Raw genomic sequence first — 19,988 nt, forward strand, 5'->3', positions numbered from 1 at the left:
CAGTCAGTTACAGTGGTTCAGCCTTGAGACCGTCATCGCTGGCAAGCCAGCTCCCACAGGGTTTGTGAGCGCCGCAGATCCTTGTGGGAGCTGGCTTGCCAGCGATGGGGCCCTGACTGACGACACGGATCTCCAAATCAGCCGTATGGAAGCCTGTTATGCGTTGCCTGTTGTTCGCCTGTCTGTTGCTCGGTTCCCTGCCCGCCTTTGCCCTGGATCGGTTTCAGGTCGAAGGCTATGCGCTGCCCAACGGTTTGCAACTGATGCTCAAGCCCGGCACCGAGCGTGGGCATGTGGCGATCCGGCTGGTGGTCGGCGTCGGCCTGGATGATTTCGATTGCGACGAAAAAGAGCTGCCGCATTTGCTCGAACACCTGCTGTTCAGCGGTATCGACGCCACCGGCGAAGGCGGTCTGGAAGAACGCATGCAGGCGCTGGGCGGGGACTGGAATGCGTTCACCAGCAATGCCGACACCACGTTCGTCATCGAAGCCCCGGCGAAAAACCAGCGCAAGGTGCTCGACCTGCTGCTCGCGCTGCTGACCCAGACACGCATTGACGACAACGCAATCAACGCGGCGAAACGAGTGGTCGAGCGTGAGGACGGCGGGCATTACACCAGGCTGCAACGTTTCCTCGACCGTCAGGACCTCGGTCATACCGCGAGCAATCAACTGGCTGTCGAGCTGGGACTGAAATGCCCGCAGCGCGCCGAAGTCGGCCATCTGACCCAAGAGCAACTGGAGAAGGTGCGCAAGGCCTGGTATGCGCCGAACAACATGACCCTGATCGTCGTCGGCGAACTCGACAAACTGCTGCCGGCCTATCTGGAGCGTACCTGGGGTGAGCTGGAGCCGGTCGAGCCGAGCGAGCACCGCGCGCTGCCGGACATCCGCACCAGCGCCGCCCATGAACGCACCCTCACCCGTGGCTTTATCGGCGACAGCGCCAAGCTGCACTGGCTGGTGCCGGAACCGGTGCTCGACGATCAGTACGATCAGACGTTCGACATTCTCAAGGATTACCTCGACTGGGCGCTGTACCGGCAGATTCGTCTCAACCATGGCTTGTCGTACGGGCCATGGGCCGAGCGTGAAGTGTTCGGCGGTGTCGGCTTCATGAGCCTCAACGCCGACCTGGATCGCGATGACGTCGACGAAGCCATTCAAGTGCTCGATGACCTCAAGGCCGACCTGCTGCAAAACGGCCTCGACCCGAGCACCTTCGCCCGCATCAAACAAGCCGCCATCGCTCACCAGGCCTGGGCCGTGCAGGGCAACAGCGCACTGGCTGACTATTACTGGAGCGCGTTGGCCGACTATCAGGATGGCCGCTTTGCCAATCCCGCGCGCGAGCTGCAAGGGGTGACGCTGGAAGCGGCGAACAAGGCCATGCGCGAGCTGCTGTTGCAGCCGGGGTATATCCGGATCGAGAAGCCGTTGATCAGTGATGATCAGGTGTTGTGGCTGGCTGCAGGTGGGGTCGGTCTGGTGCTGCTGATGTTGATCGGCTGGCGTGTGTATCGTCGCCACAAAATTGCTGGAAGCCATTGATCCTGTGGTGAGTGAGCACTTGTGGCGAGGGGATTTATCCCCGATGGGCTGCGCAGCAGCCCCAATAAGGGCAGCACGGTATATCCAGACAAAATTCGCTCGCAGGATCTACGACGGCTGCGCCGCCGATCGGGGATAAATCCCCTCGCCACAGGGGTCATGCGGCGTTAACCTTTCCGGGATTTTCCCCATATCGTCGTGAACCGCCAAAATGCCAAAACTGACCCTCCTTATCCAGCGCCTTCTCGAGCTGATGAAGCGCTACCCCGGGTTGATCGCGGCGGGTGGTTTCATTTCCGGGGTCGGCAGTTTCATCCTCGTCGATCGCCAACAGGGGCTGGCCAGCTGGATCACGGTGATCATGCTGCTCAGCTGGATCTGGCTGATGCTGGAAAACACCCTCACCGGCCTGTTCACGAGAATCTTTAAACGCGAGATTCCCCAGCCGCTGCTGCGCTACGCGACGCAGATGATCCATCAGGAAAGCCTGTTTTTCGTTCTGCCGTTCTTTTTCATCACCACCACGTGGAACAGCGGCCAGTTTGTCTTCACGGGGCTGCTCAGCGTTGCTGCACTGATCTCTATCGTCGATCCGCTGTACTACAAATGGCTGGCGCCACGGCGCTGGGCGTTTCTCGCGCTGCACACCCTGACCCTGTTCGCCGCCCTGCTCACTGCGTTGCCGGTGATCATGCACCTGACCACCGCGCAGAGTTTCAAATGGGCGCTGGGGATTGCCGTGCTGCTGTCGTTCCCGAGCCTGGCGTCGATCTTCCCGATCCGCACGGTGCGCAATGCCCTGGCGATTCTGTTCATTACCTTCGGCATCGGCGGCGTCGGTTGGGCGCTGCGTTCGTGGGTGCCACCGGCAACGCTGTGGATGACCGACGTGGCGATCAGCACGCAGCTGCAGGATCGCACCCCCGGCGCCAGCCTCGAAACCGTCAGCGCCGAGCAGATCCGCAGCGGCGGGCTCTACGCCTACACTGCGATTAACGCGCCGCGCGGTCTCGACGAGCGGATTTATCACGTCTGGTCCTTCAACGGCAAAGAGGTCGACCGCATCGCCCTCGACATCCATGGCGGGCGCAAGGAAGGCTACCGGGCGTGGACGCACAAACAGAACTTCCCCGGCAACCCGGCGGGCAAGTGGCAGGTGCGGGTGCTGACCGAGGATGGCCAGTTGATCGGCGTGCTGCGTTTCGCAATTACCGACAGCACACCGGCCAAAGAAAAGTAATCCGGTTCGTGCTATTACGTAGGATCTCGTAACGGCCGTACAAGCACGGAGCTTATGACCAGCAGCCCAACCCCCGGCAGTGCCCACCTGGACACCGCGCTCAGCCCTGCCCGTCTGCGGGTCAGCGGCGACTGGACGCTCGCCCACTACACCGCGCTCAAGCATCTGAGCGAAAAGCTCCGCGGCCAGTACGACGCCAACACTTCCATCGATCTGAACGGCCTCGGAGCCCTCGACACCGCCGGCGCCTCGTTGCTGGTCGAGCTGCTCGGTTCCGAACGCTTGGGCAAAACCGCCGAACACCCCGATTGCACCCTTTCAACTGCCGACCGCGCCTTGCTGCAAACCGTGTACTGCTCGCTGAGTGATTTCTGCGTGCCGATCAAGGAGCCGGAGGTCAGCGTCAGCGTGCAACTGCTGACGCGCATCGGCCGCGCAGTGGACAAGGTCTGGACTGACACGCTGCAACTGCTCGGTTTCGTCGGCCTGATCCTCGAAGTCATCGCCCGTGGTCTGTTGCGGCCCAAGCGCTGGCGCATCACGCCGATGATCGCGCACATCGAGCAGACCGGCCTCGACGCTGCGCCGATCGTGGCCTTGCTGACTTTTCTGGTCGGCGCAGTGGTGGCGTTTCTCGGCGCCACGGTGCTGGCCAGTTTCGGCGCGACGATTTTTACCGTGGACCTGGTTGGCTTCTCGTTCCTGCGTGAATTCGGGGTGCTGCTCACGGCGATCCTGATGGCCGGGCGCACCGCCAGTGCGTTCACCGCACAGATCGGCTCGATGAAAGCCAACGAAGAAATCGACGCGATCCGCACCCTCGGCCTCGATCCGATCGAGTTGCTGGTGGTGCCGCGCGTGCTGGCGCTGCTGGTGGCGCTGCCGATGCTGACGTTTCTGGCGATGCTTTCGGGGATCGTCGGCGGCGGCGTAGTCTGCGCAGTGTCGCTGGACATCTCGCCGGCGATGTTCCTCTCGCTGCTGCAATCGGACATCGGCATTCAGCATTTTCTGGTCGGGCTGGTGAAGGCGCCGATCTTCGCCTTCCTGATCGCGGCAATTGGTTGCCTGGAAGGTTTCAAGGTCAGTGGCAGCGCCGAATCGGTCGGCGCGCACACCACCTCCAGCGTGGTGCAGTCGATTTTCGTGGTGATCGTGCTTGATGCGGTGGCTGCGCTGTTTTTCATGGAGATGGGCTGGTGAGTCGTCTACCCCGCGCGCCCTCGGAGGCGGTGATCGAAGTCCGTGGCCTGTGCAATCGCTTCGGCCCGCAAAGCGTGCACGAGAACCTTGATCTGGACGTGTACAAGGGCGAGATCCTCGCCGTGGTTGGCGGCTCCGGTACCGGCAAATCGGTGCTGCTGCGCAGCATTGTCGGGCTGAATCGGCCCAGCGAAGGCATGGTCAAAGTCTTCGGCCAGAACCTGCCGAACCTGGCCGAGCATGAACGCTCGCTGATCGAACGCCGCTTCGGTGTGCTGTTCCAGAAAGGCGCGCTGTTCTCGTCGCTGACCGTGACCGAGAACGTCGCCCTGCCCCTGATCGAACACGCCGGCCTCAGCCGTCACGACGCCGAGCATCTGGCGGCGGTGAAACTGGCGCTGGCCGGGCTGCCGTTGTCGGCGGCGGACAAATACCCGGCGTCGCTGTCCGGCGGCATGATCAAGCGTGCGGCGCTGGCGCGGGCCTTGGCGCTGGATCCGGACATTCTGTTTCTCGACGAACCCACCGCCGGCCTAGATCCGATCGGCGCGGCGCAGTTCGATCAGTTGATCCTGACCCTGCGTGACGCGTTGGGTCTGAGTGTGTTTCTGGTCACCCACGACCTCGACACTCTCTACACCATCACCGATCGCGTGGCGGTGCTGGCGCAGAAGAAAGTGCTGGTCGCCGGACCGATCGACGACGTCTCGGAAACCGCCGACGCGTGGATTCACGAATACTTCCACGGCCCGCGCGGCCGCTCGGCGCTGGACGCCGCCAAACAGCTCAACGAGGTCTGATATGGAAACCCGAGCCCATCATGTGTTGATCGGCCTGTTCACGGTGATCGTCGTGGCCGGCGCCCTGCTCTTCGGCCTGTTTCTGGCCAAATCCAGCGTCGACACCGAGTTCAAGGATTACGAAGTGGTGTTCAACGAGGCGGTCAGCGGTCTGTCCAAGGGCAGCTCGGTGCAGTACAGCGGGATCAAGGTCGGTGACGTGGTCAGCCTGCGCCTTGACCCGCAGGACCCGCGCCGGGTGCTGGCGCGGATTCGTCTGGCGGGCGACACGCCGGTCAAGGAAGACACCCAGGCCAAACTGGCGCTGACCGGCATCACCGGCACCTCGATCATCCAGCTCAGCGGCGGCACACCCGAGAGCCCGAAATTGCGCGGGCATGACGGCAAGTTGCCAACTCTGGTCGCCTCGCCCTCGCCTATCTCGCGTCTGCTCAACGACAGCAGCGATTTGATGACCGGCATCAGCGCCCTGCTGCAAAACGCCAACCACATGTTCTCCGCGGAAAACGTCGAGCGTGTGAGCAAGACCCTTGCCCATCTGGAACAGACCACCGGCACCATCAACGACCAGCGCGGCGACATCAAGCAAGCCATGCAGCAACTGGCAACGGTCGGCAAACAGGCCGGCAGCATGCTCGAGCAGACCTCACTGCTGATGCGCAACGCCAACGGCCTGCTCAACGATCAGGGCAAGCAGGCCTTGGGCAGTGCCGAACAGGCGATGAAGTCGCTGGAGCAAAGCAGCGTTACCATCAACGGCTTGCTCAGCAAAAACCAGAATTCGCTGGATAACGGTATGCAGGGCCTCAACGGCCTGGCCCCGGCGATTCGCGAACTGCGCGAGACGCTGACCTCGCTGCGCGCCATTTCCCAACGCCTTGAGGCCAACCCCAGCGGCTACCTGCTGGGCAGCGACAAGAACAAGGAATTCACCCCATGAAGCTGACTCGAATCGCCCTGCTCGGCGCTGGCCTGACCCTGATCGGCGCGTGCTCGATCTTGCCCAAGTCGGAACCTTCGGATGTCTACCGCCTGCCCGCTGCACCGGCGCCCGCCTCGGTCAGCCCGGCGACGGTTCAGACGTGGTCGCTGCGCTTGAATAAATTGCAGGCCAGCGAAGCGCTGAACCGGCCGAGCATTGCCGTGAATCCGCAGGGCGATGTGATCAGCAGCTACAAGGGCTCGCGCTGGAGCGATCCGGCGCCGGTACTGCTGCGCAATCGTCTGCTCGATGGATTTCAGCGTGATGGTCGAGTGACGCTGCTGAGCACCGACGACAGCAACTTTCAGGCGGATCTGGAACTGGGCGGTAGCTTGCAGGCGTTTCAGACGGAATATCAGGGCACCCAGGCCGGCGTTGTGGTGCGGGTTGATGCGTTGCTGGTGCGTGGTTACGACCAGCGCATCCTCGCCAGCCGCCGTTTTGAAGAACGCCAGTCGTTGAATGATGTGCAGGTGCCAGCGGTGGTTGCCGGGTTTGGCCAGGCCAGTGATCGCCTTACGGCCAAGGTTGTGGCCTGGGCCGTAGAGCAAGGGCAGAAACTCGCCCCCCAAAGGCCTTAAGCCCAACACAATCCCTGTGGGAGCGGGCTTGCCCGCGATGGCGGTGTGTCAGCTACCAGATATTTCGGATGTGCTTCCCTCATCGCTGGCAAGCCAGCTCCCACAGGGTTCTTTATCAACCAAAGAACCAGTAGCAGACCCCGATAGCGCCCACCACACCAGCAAACTCCGCCAGCAACGCACACCCCACCGCATGCCTGGCGCGCTGAATGCCCACCGCGCCGAAGTACACCGCCAGCACATAGAACGTGGTTTCGGTACTGCCCTGCACCGTCGCCGCGACCAGCGCCGGGAAGCTGTCGACGCCGGAAGTCTGCATGGTCTCGATGAGCATCGCCCGCGCGGCGCTGCCGGAGAACGGTTTGACCATCGCCGTCGGCAGCGCATCGACGAAGCGCGTGTCCCAGCCGGCCCATTCGACCAGATGACGAATGCCGTCCAGGCCGAAATCCAGCGCACCAGAGGCGCGCAACACGCCAACCGCACAGAGCATCGCCACCAGATACGGCAAGAGATTCTTCGCCACATCGAAGCCCTCTTTCGCGCCTTCGACGAACGCCTCGTAAACCTTGACCTTGCGCAGCGCGCCGATCAGCAGAAACAGCATGATCAGGCCGAACAGCGTGAGATTGCCGAGGATCGACGACAATCCCGCCAGTGCTGTCGCGGAAAGCGTGCCGAGCAGGGCCATGAAGCCGCCAAGGATCAGCGCGCCGGGCAGCAGATAGGCGAGGACCACCGGGTCCCAGATGCGCAGGCGTTGCATGAAAGCTACGGAGAGAAAACCGACGATAGTCGAGCAACTGGTCGCCAGCAGAATCGGCAGGAACACCAGCGTCGGATCCGGCGCGCCTTGCTGGGCGCGGTACATGAAGATGGTCACGGGCAGCAGGGTCAACGACGAGGCGTTGAGCACCAGGAACAGGATCTGTGCGTTGCTGGCGATGGTGGCACTGGGGTTCAGTTCCTGCAGCGCTTTCATGGCTTTCAGGCCGATCGGCGTGGCAGCGTTGTCCAGGCCCAGACCGTTGGCGGCGAAGTTCAGCGTGATCAGGCCGAGGGCAGGGTGACCGGCCGGGACTTCCGGCATCAGCCGCAGAAACAGCGGGCCGAGGACCTTGGCCAGCCATTCGACGATCCCGGCCTTTTCGGCGATGCGCAGAAAGCCCAGCCACAGGGTAAGGGTGCCGAACAGCAGTACCATGACTTCGACCGACAGCTTGGCCATGGCGAAAATGCTTTCCACCATCGCCGCAAAGATCCCGGCGTTGCCGCCGATCAGCCACTGCGCCAGCGCCGACACGGCTGCCACGATGAAGAAGCCAAGCCACAGGCCATTAAGCATCAGTCAAATCCCCCGAAGAATGCGGCGAATGATAACGGGGTCGTCAGAAACGACAAACCCCGGATTGCTCCGGGGTTTGTTGGTGGGGCTTGCATCAATCACTGTGGGAGCGAGCCTGCTCGCGAAGAGGCCGGCACATTCAACATCTCTGTAGATTGATACACCGTCTTCGCGAGCAGGCTCGCTCCCACAAGGTTTTGCATCAGTTCTTGGAAATCTCGCCAGCCGGCAGTTTTTCCTTGCTGCGCCAGTGCGGCAGGGAGTTCCAGTAGCGCTCGCCCTTGGCGTCGTCGTACATGCCTTCCCAGCGCGCGATAACCAGCACTGCCAAGGCATTACCGATCACGTTCAGTGCAGTACGCGCCATGTCCATGATGCGATCGACACCAGCGATGAACGCCAGGCCTTCCAGCGGGATGCCAACGCTGCCCAAAGTGGCCAGCAGCACCACGAAAGACACGCCCGGTACGCCGGCGATACCTTTGGAGGTGACCATCAGCGTCAACACCAGCAGCAGTTGCTGGCTGATCGACAGGTCAATGCCGTACAGCTGGGCAATGAAGATCGCCGCAATCGACTGGTACAGGGTCGAGCCGTCGAGGTTGAACGAGTAACCGGTCGGTACCACGAAGCTGCAGATGGCTTTCGGCGCGCCGTAGGCTTCCATCTTCTCGATCACCCGTGGCAGCACGGTTTCCGAGGAGGCGGTGGAGTAGGCCAGCACCAGCTCATCCTTGAAGATGCGCATCAGCTTGAGCACCGAGAAGCCGAACAGCTTGGCGATCAGGCCCAGCACGACGAAGGCGAAGAAAGCGATGGCGACGTAAACCAGGATCACCAGTTTCGCCAGCGGCAGCAGCGAGGCGAAGCCGAAATTGGCCACGGTCACCGCGATCAGTGCAAATACGCCGATAGGGGCGTAGTTCATGATCATGTGGGTGACTTTGAACATGCTTTCCGAAACGCCCTGGAACATCTTTACCAGCGGCTCGCGCAGGTCCGACTGCAGGCTCGACAGGCCGAGACCGAACAGTACGGAGAAGAAGATGATCGGCAGCATTTCACCGCGAGCCATGGCCGCGAAGATGTTCGACGGGATCAGGTTGAGGATGGTCTCGATGAACGCATGTTCATGCTGCACTTCGGCGGCGGTCGCCTGGTACTTGGAGATATCCACCGTGCCCAGGGTGCTCATGTCGATACCGGTGCCCGGATGGAACACGTTGGCCAGCATCAGGCCGACAACGATGGCGATGGTGGTGACGATCTCGAAATAGATGATCGTCTTCAGGCCGATACGCCCGAGTTTCTTGGCGTCGCCGACGCCAGCGATGCCGACGATCAGCGAGGAAATGACGATCGGGATCACGATCATCTTGATCAGACGGATAAAGATATCGCCTGCCGGTTGCAGGACGTTGCTGATCCACCAGGCCTTTTCAGCGCTGAAGTGGTTGAGCAACGCACCAATTGCAATCCCCAGAATCAGACCGATGAGGATCTGCCAGGCGAGGCTGATTTTTGCCTTCTTCATTATCTTTACCCTTACTTGCGTTTGACTCAGGCACATGCAGGAACTGGAACGCTCATCAGCGGAAAAGTCTGTGCATCTGCCTCCGTATAAGGTGCCCCGAAGCGCGTGTTTACGGCTCTTCGGCAGGCGAAAAAAGGCGCAACTATTCCGATGCAAGGTGGCGCCGTCTAATGCCGTAAACGCCTACCCTATGCCTAATCGGCATGAGCTTTTTCATTTGAAACTGGCGTCCCAAGCGGTTCGATTGTGACATTTGTGCCAGCATAAGTGCCGTGAACCGGCCGTTACAGCGTAGGCTGGTTAAATTTTGCACAGGCAAAACCGGCGGAAATTTCCGGAAAAAGTCTGAATCGCAAGGCTAGATGTCACACGGAACGAGCGCGATCTTTGTCGATATACGGTCGCCAGGAAACACCGCGAAATGTATTCCTCGCAGTGTCGACGATTGAAAAAAGGAATTTGGCGTGCTGGATCAATGTTTTAGCGGATTCAAAGCCCAGCGCAGATTCGTCAGACCACCGGGTCGACGAACCTGCGGCGCAGCTTTTACCCTGACCCGGCCCTTGCGCAGGTACTCCCTGTACCCGTAGGTCACTCCGACCCTGTATCAGTCAGAACATCCCGGCCCCCTGGTCATGCACCGACCCTCATCGGGCGGTGCAATGGAAAGCAGCGGGGCGCTGCTTTCGTGTTCGAAACCTTTGCGCGTCCTGCGTCAGTACCACTTCGGATCTTTCTTCAGGGTTTCCATCAGCAGATCCTGCATGCCCTGATCAGGTTTGCCGAAGAAGCGATAAGTCGCGTGTCGCGTCGGCGACTTGTCCTGCGGCAGACCTTCCGGCACATCGACCAGCATGGCGTAGGCGTCATCCTTGTCGAAGCTGAAGGCCACGATCAAACGGTGATTCAGGCACTTGTCCTGACTCTCGCAGAGCGGGCCGACCAGATACTGATCGCCATCTTCCGTAACGGCATGCATCTGTTGTTCGGAGGTGCCGGAGAGGTTGATCACCCATTCCGGTACGCGCTCTTCCTTTTTGATGACGCCTTCCCAAGTTTCACGGTACTGCGCGTCGGAGGCGAGCAGTTCGTTGACCCGGGTCTGGCCGTCATTGGCCGCCATGGCCATGGCACTGCCGCCCAGAAGCAGGGCGGCGGCCAATGTCTTGAGACCGATCATCGTTAACCTCGGCCGCGACGGCCAAAGAAGAAGGAAGCGATGAACATCACCAGGAACACGACAAAGAGAATCTTGGCGATACCCGTGGCGGTGCCCGCGATACCACCGAAGCCCAGAACGGCGGCGATGATGGCAATGATCAAGAACGTAATTGCCCAGCTCAACATGGTGATTCTCCTTACTTCTCTATTTAGGGGTGTTTCCGGTTTCCGGTGCTACGCGCCCGAATGTATTCACTGACTTAGAAAACCCAGCGCTCTTCCCGTGGCAATTGATCCAGCGGTTGCGCCTGGTCGACATCGATCATGTGCATCGAAGCGTTCTCGGCCTGGCTGCTGCTCACGGCACTGAAGTGCGTTTGAGTGCTGTGCTGCATCGAAATCAGTGGCTCGGGTTTACGGCTGTTTTCCCAGCTCATGTACTGCTGGCAGACGATCAGGGTGATCAGCAACGCCAGTACACCGAACAGACCTTGCTGGATCTGCAGTGGCGAAATACGTACTTGGGTGGCGATTGGGCGAGTCATCCTGTGTTCCTCACGCTTGTTCTGTTAGGGCAGTGCTGTTCTGCCCGGGCTGAGTGAGGTATTGCAGCCTGCATGCCAGTTTTTTGATGCCGTAAATTATCAATTAAAACAACAAGTTACGTACTCTTCGGAAATTTCCTGCGACGCATCCTGCACGATGGCTCTTCAGCGGTCGTGCGCAATGCACGATTATTTCGTGGGAAATTTCGATGATATGGAATTGCTACCGGTACGCAGATGTCAGAAGAGGACGCAGGATCTGCCCTGCAAAATGCAGAATGTTTTAAAACTCAACGAAATCAATGAATTGGCCGTTATGGCAGTAGAGAGCTACCCTCCTATGGCTGGTATCGTTCAGAATCAACCATGCAACTTGCCCGATTTTTCCGGGACTAACCCAAGACTAATCACTATGGAGCGTAGGAAAAATGGAATCTGCCACTGAGCAACAAGGCCGCATTCTGCTGGTGGACGATGAATCCGCCATCCTGCGTACGTTTCGTTATTGCCTCGAAGACGAAGGCTATACGGTAGCCACCGCCAATAGCGCGGCCCAGGCCGATGCTTTGCTGCAACGTCAGGTCTTCGATCTGTGCTTCCTTGATTTGCGCCTGGGCGAGGACAACGGTCTCGACGTCCTCGCGCAGATGCGCATTCAGGCGCCGTGGATGCGCGTAGTGATCGTCACCGCCCATTCGGCGGTCGACACCGCGGTTGATGCCATCCAGGCCGGTGCCGCCGATTATCTGGTCAAGCCGTGCAGCCCTGACCAACTGCGCCTGGCCACCGCCAAGCAGCTGGAAGTGCGCCAGCTCTCCGCGCGGCTCGAAGCGCTGGAAGGCGAGATCCGCAAACCGAAAGACGGTCTCGATTCCCACAGCCCGGCGATGAAAGTCGTGCTGGAAACCGCACGGCAGGTCGCAAGCACCGACGCCAACATTCTTATCCTTGGCGAGTCCGGTACGGGTAAAGGTGAACTGGCCCGTGCGATCCACGGCTGGAGCAAGCGCGAGAAGAAGTCCTGCGTCACCATCAACTGCCCGTCGCTGACTGCCGAGTTGATGGAAAGCGAGCTGTTCGGTCACAGCCGTGGCGCGTTTACGGGTGCCAGCGAGAGCACGTTGGGTCGAGTCAACCAGGCCGACGGCGGCACGCTGTTTCTCGACGAGATCGGCGACTTTCCGCTGACGTTGCAACCCAAGTTGCTGCGCTTCATTCAGGACAAGGAATACGAGCGGGTCGGCGATCCGGTCACTCGCCGCGCCGATGTGCGCATCCTTGCCGCCACCAACCTCAATCTCGAAGACATGGTCCGCGACGGCCGTTTCCGCGAAGACCTGCTCTATCGCCTCAACGTCATCACCCTGCATCTACCGCCATTGCGCGAACGCGCCGAAGACATCCTGACCCTCGCCGATCGCTTCCTTGCACGTTTCGTCAAAGAGTACGCACGCCCAGCGCGCGGCTTCAGCGATGAGGCGCGCGAAGCGCTGCTCGGTTATCGCTGGCCGGGCAATATTCGCGAACTGCGTAACGTGGTCGAGCGGGCCAGCATCATCTGCCCGCAGGAGCGCGTGGAAATCAGCCACCTGGGCATGGCCGAACAACCGGCCAACAACGCGCCACGGGTCGGCGCGGCACTGAGCCTGGACGAGCTGGAGAAAGCGCACATCGGCGCGGTTCTGGCCACCGCCGGCACCCTGGACCAAGCGGCGAAAACCCTCGGCATCGACGCCTCGACCCTGTATCGCAAACGCAAGCAGTACAACCTGTGAGCACTGCGCGATGAAACTGGCGATCAAGCTGCGCACGCGCCTGTTCCTGAGCATTTCTGCGTTGATCACCGTGGCCTTGCTCGGGCTCTTGCTCGGGCTGGTCAGCGTGATGCAGATGGCCGGGTCGCAGGAAGCGCTGGTGCGCAGCAACTTTGTCACTCTGGATCTGGGCCTCAAGCTGCGCCAGACCCTCGGTGATCAATTGATCATCATGCTCGCCGAGAAGCCCGATCCCGTCGCGTTCGAAGCGTCCAAGCAGCACTACTTCGAGTTGCTCGACCAAGGCATCGCCCAGCAGCAGGAGGGCGATGGCCAGCCTTACGGTTTCCGCCAGGCCAAGGCCGACTACCTGAACTTCCTCGCCTCATTCGACGTGACTGCCGAAGCGGCGAAGAACGCCAGTACGAGCGCGGATTTCCGCGAGCGCTTCAACATTCTGCGTAATGGCCTGATTGCTGAGCACAAACATGCGCTGGAAACCATTAACGCGGTCCAGCACGCTGCCCGCGAACGCGCCCTTCTGATAGCCGGGCTGCTTGGCCTGGTCGGGCTGGCAGTGCTGATCATCGGTTTTGTCACGGCGCAGGGCATTGCTCGGCGCTTCGGCGCACCGATCGAAGCGCTGGCCAAGGCTGCCGACAACATCGGCCAGGGCAACTATGACGTGACTCTGCCGATTTCCACGGCCATGGAAGTCAACCTGCTGTCGCGACGCTTCGGCCTGATGGCCGAGGCGTTGCGCGAACACCAGGCGATGAATGTCGACGAACTGTTGGCCGGTCAGCAGCGCTTGCAAGCGGTGCTCGACAGTATCGACGACGGTCTGTTGATGATTGATCGCCAGGGCCAGCTCGAACACCTCAACCCGGTGGCTCAGCGCCAGTTGGGCTGGGAAGATGATCGACTGGGCCAAGGCTTGGGCACCGCACTCGGGCGCCCGGAGCTGGATGCGCAACTGCAATTGGTCCTGCGCGGCGGCACGCTGGAGCGGGCGCCGGAAGATCTGAGCATCGAAGTCGATGGCGAATCGCGCCTGCTGACTTACAGCCTGACGCCGGTCAGTCATACCCAGGGGCATATTCTCGGTGCGGTGATGGTGCTGCACGACGTCACCGAGCAACGCGCGTTCGAGCGCGTGCGCAGTGAGTTTGTCTTGCGCGCTTCCCATGAACTGCGCACGCCGGTCACAGGCATGCACATGGCCTTCGGGCTGTTTCGCGAGCGGGCGAAATTCCCGGCTGAATCGCGCGAAGCTGACCTGCTGGATACGGTCAACGAAGAAATGCAGCGGCTGATGCAATTGATCAACGACTTGCTGAATTTCTCGCGCTACCAGAACGGTCTACAGAAACTCACCCTGGCGCCATGTTCCATTGAGGACCTGCTGGAGCAGGCGCAACTGCGCTTTGCCGACGTGGCTGCTGCCAAAGGTGTGGCGCTGAACGTCGAGATTCAAGGCCCGCTGCCGAGGTTGCAGGCTGATCAGGCGCAACTCGATCGCGTCCTCGACAATCTGATCGACAACGCCTTGCGGCACACTGCCCGCGACGGGCAGATCCGTTTGCAGGCACGCCGCCATGGCGAGCGGGTCATCATCAGTGTCGAAGACAATGGCGAAGGCATTGCCTACGGCCAGCAGGGGCGGATTTTCGAGCCGTTCGTGCAGGTCGGGCGCAAGAAAGGCGGCGCCGGGCTTGGCCTGGCGCTGTGCAAGGAAATCGTCCAGCTGCACGGCGGGCGCATGGGCGTCTACTCGCGGCCTGGGCAGGGCACCCAGTTCTACATGGCGCTGGCCGTTTAGGCTTCGTCGTCCATACGCCGCCCGGCCAGGCGTCGACCTCGGGTGATGAGTTCGATGAATTGCACGGCGCTCAAGGCGTGGGCAAACAGCCAGCCCTGACCGAACTTGACCCCCTCACTGCTGAGCAGCGCTGCCTGGGATTCCAGCTCGATGCCTTCGGCAATCACTTTCAGATCCAGCGCCTGCGCCATGTGAATGATGTGCGGAGCGACGCCGCTGCTCGCCGCGTCATGGCCCAGCGCATCAATGAACGCCTTGTCGATCTTCAGGCAGTCCACCGGCAAGGTCTGCAGATAGGCGAGGCTGCAATAGCCGGTGCCGAAATCATCGATCAGCACCTGATGGCCAACGTCGCGCAAGGCTTGCAGGTTTTCCCGCGCCACCACCACATCAATCAGGCCGCGCTCAGTGACTTCGAAGGCTATCTGCCGCGCGGCGACACGGTGCAGCGCGAGCAGCCGCGCCATGACCTGGCCGATGCGCGGCACCATGACATCGCAGGCCGCGAGGTTCACCGAGATATACAGCTGCGGATTGGCGCGCAGTAACTGGCCCAGTTGTTCGAGCAGACGCTGCAAGACGAAGTCGGTCATCTGCCGGATCTGCCCGGTGTTCTCGGCCATGGGAATGAACAGGTCGGGGCTGGTCAGCGTGCCGTCCGGGCGCCGCCAGCGCAGCAGCGCTTCGGCGCCGACGCAGTGGCGGCTGTCGAGATCGAAGATCGGCTGATACAGCACCTGCAACTCACCCCGGCGGATCGCCCCGTGCAGCTCGGCATCCAGTGACTGGCGCTGTCGCACCAGCAGCAAGGTCAGAAAGCCGACAACGGCGCCGGCGATCAGGCACACCGGCACCAGCCACCACCACACAGCCGGGACGTGCATGCCCGTGCGCGGCGTGATCAGCACCAATTGATATTCCGGGTTGTCGGTGGGCATGCGATAGATCAGCCGCGTTTGCGTGACTTGCAGCGCATCACGGCTCTTCGGGGGCCAGGGTTCGGTCGGTGGCCAGGTCTGTGCGGTGCCGAGCACCGGAATCGCGCGAGTGCCGTGATCGAGTACCACCAGCAGGCTGCTGCCGGGCGACAAATCGACCATGTCGGTCAAATGTCCGCGCGAGGTAGCGACACGAAAGTTGCCGCGACCAAGCATCAGCGCCGCGCGGTTTTCATCGGGTTCGGTGGTGGTGTTCAGCCAATAGCTGTAGGTCGGGCCCTGAATGTCCGGCGCGCGCACCAACGACAGACCTTCCTGGCGCGGACGGTTGGAGCAGAACCGCGAGGCGTCCATATATGCGGCTTCATAGACGAAGCGGTAGTTGAAGGTGACTTGCTGCAGAGTCGCGATCATTTCTTCGTCGCAGCCGCGCAAGGGCTGGGCTTCAAGGTCGTCGAGACTTTCGCGCAACTGGCCGAACAATTGTTCGAGGCGAGCGAGGAAACGCTCGCCCTGGGCGTTCATTTCCTGGCTCTCGCGCATTTCCATCTGGCGTATCGCCGCGAACATACCGCCGGCGATCAGCAGGCTGGCGCTGAGGACAGCCGCGATCATCGCCAAAAAAACAGGGCGATAAAACCAGCTACGCAGCGTCTCTCGGGTCGCAGCCATCAGGGATTTTCCGAAGAATTACCATGAGTTATAGCTGCTGATTGCGATTTCGCCCTGACCGTCGGGCGGGCGTCATTATTTTGTCTGATTGAGGACCAAAAGAAGTGCCGCGGTTTGTGCATCCGGCGTGCCGTCGAAGCGGGCAGGGCGGTAATGCATCTGGAACGCGGCGAGGACATGGCGCGTGGCGATGTCCAGCTCGCCGGTCTGCGGTGTGTCGTAACCCAGACGCGCGAGTTGCGCCTGGAACCAGCCGATCTCCGGCAACGGGTTGCTGTTAAAAATAGCCTGCTGACGCGCCACCGCTTGCTCGTTCGGCCACAGGCCAAGGCCTTCGGCGGCGAGACGTTTCCAGGGGAACAGTGGCCCCGGATCAAGCTTGCGCAACGGCGCGATGTCGCTGTGACCGATGATGTGCCGCGGGCTGATGCCGTTGCGTTTGCTGATGTCCTTGAGCAGGGTGATCAACGACTGGATCTGCGTTTCGCTGTACGGATACCACAGGCGCCCGGTCGGTGTGTCCTTGTAGCCGGGATTGACGATTTCGATGCCGATGGAACTGGAGTTCAGCCAGGTACGGCCCTGCCACTGACTTTCGCCGGCGTGCCAGGCGCGCTGGTTTTCGTCCATCAGCTTGTACACGGTGGCGCTCTTGTCATCGCCGATCAGGTAATGGCTACTGACGTCGCCATGGGTCAGCAATTGCAGCGAACGCTCCAGAGACGCGGAGGTGTAATGCACCACAACGAACTGGATGCGGCTGTCGTAATTGGCCGAAGGGTGGCTGGTGTCGTAACGCGGGCCGCTGGCGCAACCAGCGAGGACGAACAGCGAGGCAACAAGGGCAAGGAATTTCATGGCAGAGGACGATACGCTGAAAACGATAATGCAACAGTGTAACGTACGGATTTGCTCAGAGTCCGCCAGCGGGCGGAATTAAACAAAATGGAACAATTGCCTTAGCCGAGTTCCACTCGGTTGCGTCCGGCGTTTTTTGCCCGATACAGCGCCTGATCGGCTCTTTTCAACACAAGATCGCTGTGTTCTCCGACCCTGAACGATGCCAGTCCCATGGAAATCGTAATGGTCACTCGCTCGCCCTTGAAATGAAACGGGCAGGCTTCGATCGCCGCGCGCAGGGTTTCCAGCAGTTTTGCGCCAACCGCTGGCGGCGTCGCGGGCAGCAACAGCACGAACTCTTCACCGCCGAAACGGGCGATGAAATCCGAGCCGCGCAGGCGTTTGCGCAATACCGTGGCGATGATCTTCAGCACTTTGTCGCCGGCCAGATGGCCATAGCTGTCGTTGATCCGCTTGAAGTGATCGAGGTCGAGCATGGCCAGGCTGAGGGTGTTGCCGTGCTGCTGCCATTGCTGGATTTCATGCTCAAGGCGTTCGCTCCACGCCGCACGGTTGGGCAGGCCGGTCAACGGATCAATCAGGGCTTTCTGCCGCTGCTCTTCAAGGTGTTCACGGAAGCCCATGGCTTCCTGCTCCATATGCGCCACCCGCTCCGACAGGCTCTTCAACCTGGCGGCGACTTCCTGCTCTCGGGCGTCGCGCTGTTTCTGGTGCTGGTCCATCGTTCCCAGCAGGCCTTCCAGATGATTCTCCAGCACATGCTTGAGGTCATCGAGGTCCGCCGCTTGCTGGACGCTGCTCTGCAAGCCGTCGACCTGCTCGCGAATCTGCGTGTCCATGGCCCGCGCCGCCGAGCTGTTGTCGGCATGCCCTTCGCTGGCCGCTTGCAGGTTGCTCTGAAACGCTTCGAGGCGTTCGTTGAGTTGTTGCAGATAGGCTTCGAATTCGTGCTGTCCGCTGTCGGTAATCGCCAGCATCAAAGTCGCGAGATCGTCGAGGATCGGCAACAGTTCGTACCAGTTCAACCCGTGTTTGAGCCGCTCGCGCATGGCTTCGGCTTGCGGCCGGTGGCGCTCGGGCAGGGTCAGGTCGTCGAGCAGGCCGATCAGCGTGTCTTCGATATGTCGGGCCACGGAGCTGTAGGACGGCTCCGGGGAATCCGGCAGAGCGAAGAGGATGTCGTGCTCCGACTGCTCCGGGTCGATAGCGGCCAAGGCCTGAGCGATCGGCTCGGGCAGGGGCAGGCTGTCGAGAATCAGCGGCGACGTATCGCCGGGATGGATCAATTCATCGGGGTTGAACGCCTCGGCTGCTGGCGCAGCGACGGTCATCTCGGCGTCCGCGGCGGGTTCAACTCGCGCTGGCTCGGATTCAACGACGACCACAGGCGCAGCGAACGCAATGACTTGCGGCTCATCAGGCGGCGTCTGGGCGGGCGTTTCGATGATGGTCTCGGGCGCTGCGATCGCTGGCTCCGCGTTGGCCACCGGTGCCGATTGCGCAGGCTCCGGTTCAGGCTGCTGAGCTTCGACCAGCTGCGTCACTGGTGTTGCTGGTATGTCGGCCGCCGGTGCAACGGTTTCTTCACTGTCGCGACTACCAAACAAACGCTGCAACAACCCCGGCCGCCCCGGCTCGGCAGGCGTTTCCAGCTGACTCAAGGCCTTGCCCTGCAAGCCACTGAGTTCGCTCAGCAGCAGTGGCATTTCCCGCGCCTGACCGACGCGGCTGTCCAGTTGTTTGGCAAATTTCTTCAGCGGTTGCGCGACTTCGCGCGGCAGCGGCAAAGCCTGCAACTGGGTGACCAGCGCGGTCAGCGCGGTGCTGACCTGATCGATGCGGGTCTCGCGGCGCTGCTCTGAGTCGAGCACGGCTTTTTCCAGACGCGGCAGTAATGCGGCGAGGCCGGCGTCCATGTCATCGGTGCGCACGACTTCGCGCATTTCTTTCATGCACTGATCGACGGCCTTGTCGGTGCCCTCGGCCGCCAGCGTGCTGCGCACCAGACCGCGCCGCAGCAGGTCGAGTCGCGCGGCCCAGCGGCGCTCGAGCTTGTCCTGCTGTTCGATGCTCTTGAGGTACTTCTCTTTCCAGCGCTGGGCGTCATCGCTCATTCACAGGTTCCGCGAGGGGCAGGGCTCAACGCGGGCAATGCGTCGGCCGTGAGCGAACCCGGCAGACGAATTTCCACCGCGACCGGCAGGTGATCGGAAATGGGCTGGGCCAGCACCTCGACCTTTTCCAGGGTCAGGGTCGGGCTGAGCAGAATATGATCAAGGCAACGCTGTGGGCGCCAGCTGGGGAAGGTCGCTTCCACCTGCGGGGCCAGCAGGCCGAGATCGCGTAACGGCGAGTGTTCGAGCAGGTCGCTGGCATGGGTATTCATGTCGCCCATCAGCACCTGATGCTTGTAACCGCTGATCAAATCACGAATGTAGGCCAGTTGCAGGCTACGCGTCCGCGCGCCGAGGGCCAGGTGCATCATTACTACCACCAACGCTTCCGGACCTTCGCCGAAACGCAGCAGGATCGCGCCGCGACCTTTCGGGCCGGGCAGCGGGTGATCCTCGATCGCCCACGGCTTCAAGCGACTGAGCACGCCATTGCTGTGCTGGGCCAGTCGACCGAGGTTGCGATTGAGTTGTTGATACCAGTAGGGAAAGGCGCCGAGATGGGCCAGATGTTCGACCTGATTGACGTAGCCCGAACGCAGGCTGCCGCCATCGGCTTCCTGCAGCGCGACCAGATCGAAGTCGCCGAGCAGGTCACCGATCTTTTGCAGATTGCCGGAACGCCCGGTGTGCGGCAGCAGATGCTGCCAGCTGCGGGTCAGGTAATGCCGATAGCGCTCGGTGCTGATGCCGACCTGAATGTTGAAGCTCAGCAAGCGCAGACGCTGGTCTGCGGGCAGGCCCGTAGACGCCAGATGATGCTCGTTGACCTGCGGATCATGCAGGCCAACGATGCGTTCGGACTTCCAGCGGCGCATGGCGAATG

17 protein-coding genes are annotated in these 19,988 nt (G+C 61.2%); 8 read left to right on the forward strand and 9 right to left on the reverse strand.

Annotated features, from left to right (window positions below):
* The first annotated feature begins 158 nt into the window (after positions 1-158).
* From KVG87_RS06980 to KVG87_RS07005, 6 genes are all read left to right on the forward strand, one after another.
* Positions 159-1,553, forward strand: coding sequence for a M16 family metallopeptidase (locus KVG87_RS06980; protein WP_217849882.1), 1,395 nt, complete (start codon positions 159-161; stop codon positions 1,551-1,553).
* A gap of 211 nt (positions 1,554-1,764) precedes the next feature.
* Positions 1,765-2,793 carry a DUF5924 family protein gene (locus KVG87_RS06985; RefSeq protein ID WP_076564802.1) on the forward strand — a complete coding sequence of 343 codons (1,029 nt, stop codon included), beginning with the start codon at positions 1,765-1,767 and terminating at the stop codon, positions 2,791-2,793.
* Positions 2,794-2,847: 54 nt separating this feature from the next.
* Positions 2,848-3,996: an ABC transporter permease gene (locus KVG87_RS06990; RefSeq protein WP_076564805.1), complete on the forward strand. Its 1,149-nt coding sequence runs from the start codon at positions 2,848-2,850 to the stop codon at positions 3,994-3,996.
* Entirely contained in the window at positions 3,993-4,796 is an 804-nt protein-coding gene (locus KVG87_RS06995) for an ABC transporter ATP-binding protein (protein WP_122612880.1), read from the forward strand. The genes KVG87_RS06990 and KVG87_RS06995 overlap by 4 nt, the downstream gene beginning before the upstream one ends.
* Position 4,797: 1 nt before the next feature.
* Positions 4,798-5,736, forward strand: a complete 939-nt coding sequence (locus KVG87_RS07000; protein ID WP_016772359.1) for an MlaD family protein — start codon at positions 4,798-4,800, stop codon at positions 5,734-5,736.
* Positions 5,733-6,359 carry an ABC-type transport auxiliary lipoprotein family protein gene (locus tag KVG87_RS07005; RefSeq protein WP_217849885.1) on the forward strand — a complete coding sequence of 209 codons (627 nt, stop codon included), beginning with the start codon at positions 5,733-5,735 and terminating at the stop codon, positions 6,357-6,359. The genes KVG87_RS07000 and KVG87_RS07005 overlap by 4 nt, the downstream gene beginning before the upstream one ends.
* 115 nt (positions 6,360-6,474) lie before the next feature.
* Here the strand turns inward: KVG87_RS07005 and KVG87_RS07010 are convergent, their stop codons facing one another.
* From KVG87_RS07010 to KVG87_RS07030, 5 genes are all read right to left on the reverse strand, one after another.
* A complete protein-coding gene (locus KVG87_RS07010; RefSeq protein WP_071173947.1) occupies positions 6,475-7,704 on the reverse strand; it encodes a nucleoside recognition domain-containing protein in 1,230 nt (409 codons plus the stop codon).
* Between the two features lie 202 nt (positions 7,705-7,906).
* Positions 7,907-9,238: a glutamate/aspartate:proton symporter GltP gene (gene gltP, locus KVG87_RS07015; RefSeq protein WP_076564814.1), complete on the reverse strand. Its 1,332-nt coding sequence runs from the start codon at positions 9,236-9,238 to the stop codon at positions 7,907-7,909.
* A 715-nt stretch (positions 9,239-9,953) separates the two neighbouring features.
* A complete protein-coding gene (locus KVG87_RS07020) occupies positions 9,954-10,418 on the reverse strand; it encodes an inhibitor of vertebrate lysozyme family protein (RefSeq protein WP_016772356.1) in 465 nt (154 codons plus the stop codon).
* Positions 10,419-10,420: 2 nt separating this feature from the next.
* Entirely contained in the window at positions 10,421-10,585 is a 165-nt protein-coding gene (locus KVG87_RS07025; protein ID WP_003177151.1) for a DUF1328 domain-containing protein, read from the reverse strand.
* Between the two features lie 74 nt (positions 10,586-10,659).
* Positions 10,660-10,944, reverse strand: coding sequence for a hypothetical protein (locus tag KVG87_RS07030; protein WP_122880233.1), 285 nt, complete (start codon positions 10,942-10,944; stop codon positions 10,660-10,662).
* Between the two features lie 428 nt (positions 10,945-11,372).
* Between KVG87_RS07030 and algB the strand changes: the two genes are divergently transcribed.
* Both algB and KVG87_RS07040 read left to right on the forward strand, forming a co-directional pair.
* Positions 11,373-12,719 (forward strand): sigma-54-dependent response regulator transcription factor AlgB, encoded by a 1,347-nt coding sequence (gene algB / locus KVG87_RS07035; protein ID WP_024014980.1) that lies wholly within the window; start codon positions 11,373-11,375, stop codon positions 12,717-12,719.
* A gap of 10 nt (positions 12,720-12,729) precedes the next feature.
* A complete protein-coding gene (locus KVG87_RS07040) occupies positions 12,730-14,520 on the forward strand; it encodes an ATP-binding protein (RefSeq protein ID WP_122751329.1) in 1,791 nt (596 codons plus the stop codon).
* Here the strand turns inward: KVG87_RS07040 and KVG87_RS07045 are convergent.
* From KVG87_RS07045 to KVG87_RS07060, 4 genes are all read right to left on the reverse strand, one after another.
* The gene (locus KVG87_RS07045) at positions 14,517-16,130 is read right to left on the reverse strand and encodes an EAL domain-containing protein (RefSeq protein ID WP_217849887.1); all 1,614 of its coding nucleotides are present in this window, start codon (positions 16,128-16,130) and stop codon (positions 14,517-14,519) included. The two genes, KVG87_RS07040 and KVG87_RS07045, sit on opposite strands and share 4 nt — an antisense overlap.
* Positions 16,131-16,205: 75 nt before the next feature.
* The gene (locus KVG87_RS07050) at positions 16,206-16,988 is read right to left on the reverse strand and encodes an N-acetylmuramoyl-L-alanine amidase (protein WP_217849888.1); all 783 of its coding nucleotides are present in this window, start codon (positions 16,986-16,988) and stop codon (positions 16,206-16,208) included.
* 101 nt (positions 16,989-17,089) lie between these two features.
* Positions 17,090-19,105: a GGDEF domain-containing protein gene (locus KVG87_RS07055; protein WP_217849889.1), complete on the reverse strand. Its 2,016-nt coding sequence runs from the start codon at positions 19,103-19,105 to the stop codon at positions 17,090-17,092.
* Positions 19,102-19,980, reverse strand: coding sequence for an endonuclease/exonuclease/phosphatase family protein (locus KVG87_RS07060; RefSeq protein ID WP_024014985.1), 879 nt, complete (start codon positions 19,978-19,980; stop codon positions 19,102-19,104). Before KVG87_RS07060 ends, KVG87_RS07055 begins: the two co-directional genes overlap by 4 nt.
* Positions 19,981-19,988: the final 8 nt, after the last annotated feature.

This window comes from Pseudomonas siliginis (assembly GCF_019145195.1).
Lineage (GTDB): Bacteria > Pseudomonadota > Gammaproteobacteria > Pseudomonadales > Pseudomonadaceae > Aquipseudomonas > Aquipseudomonas siliginis.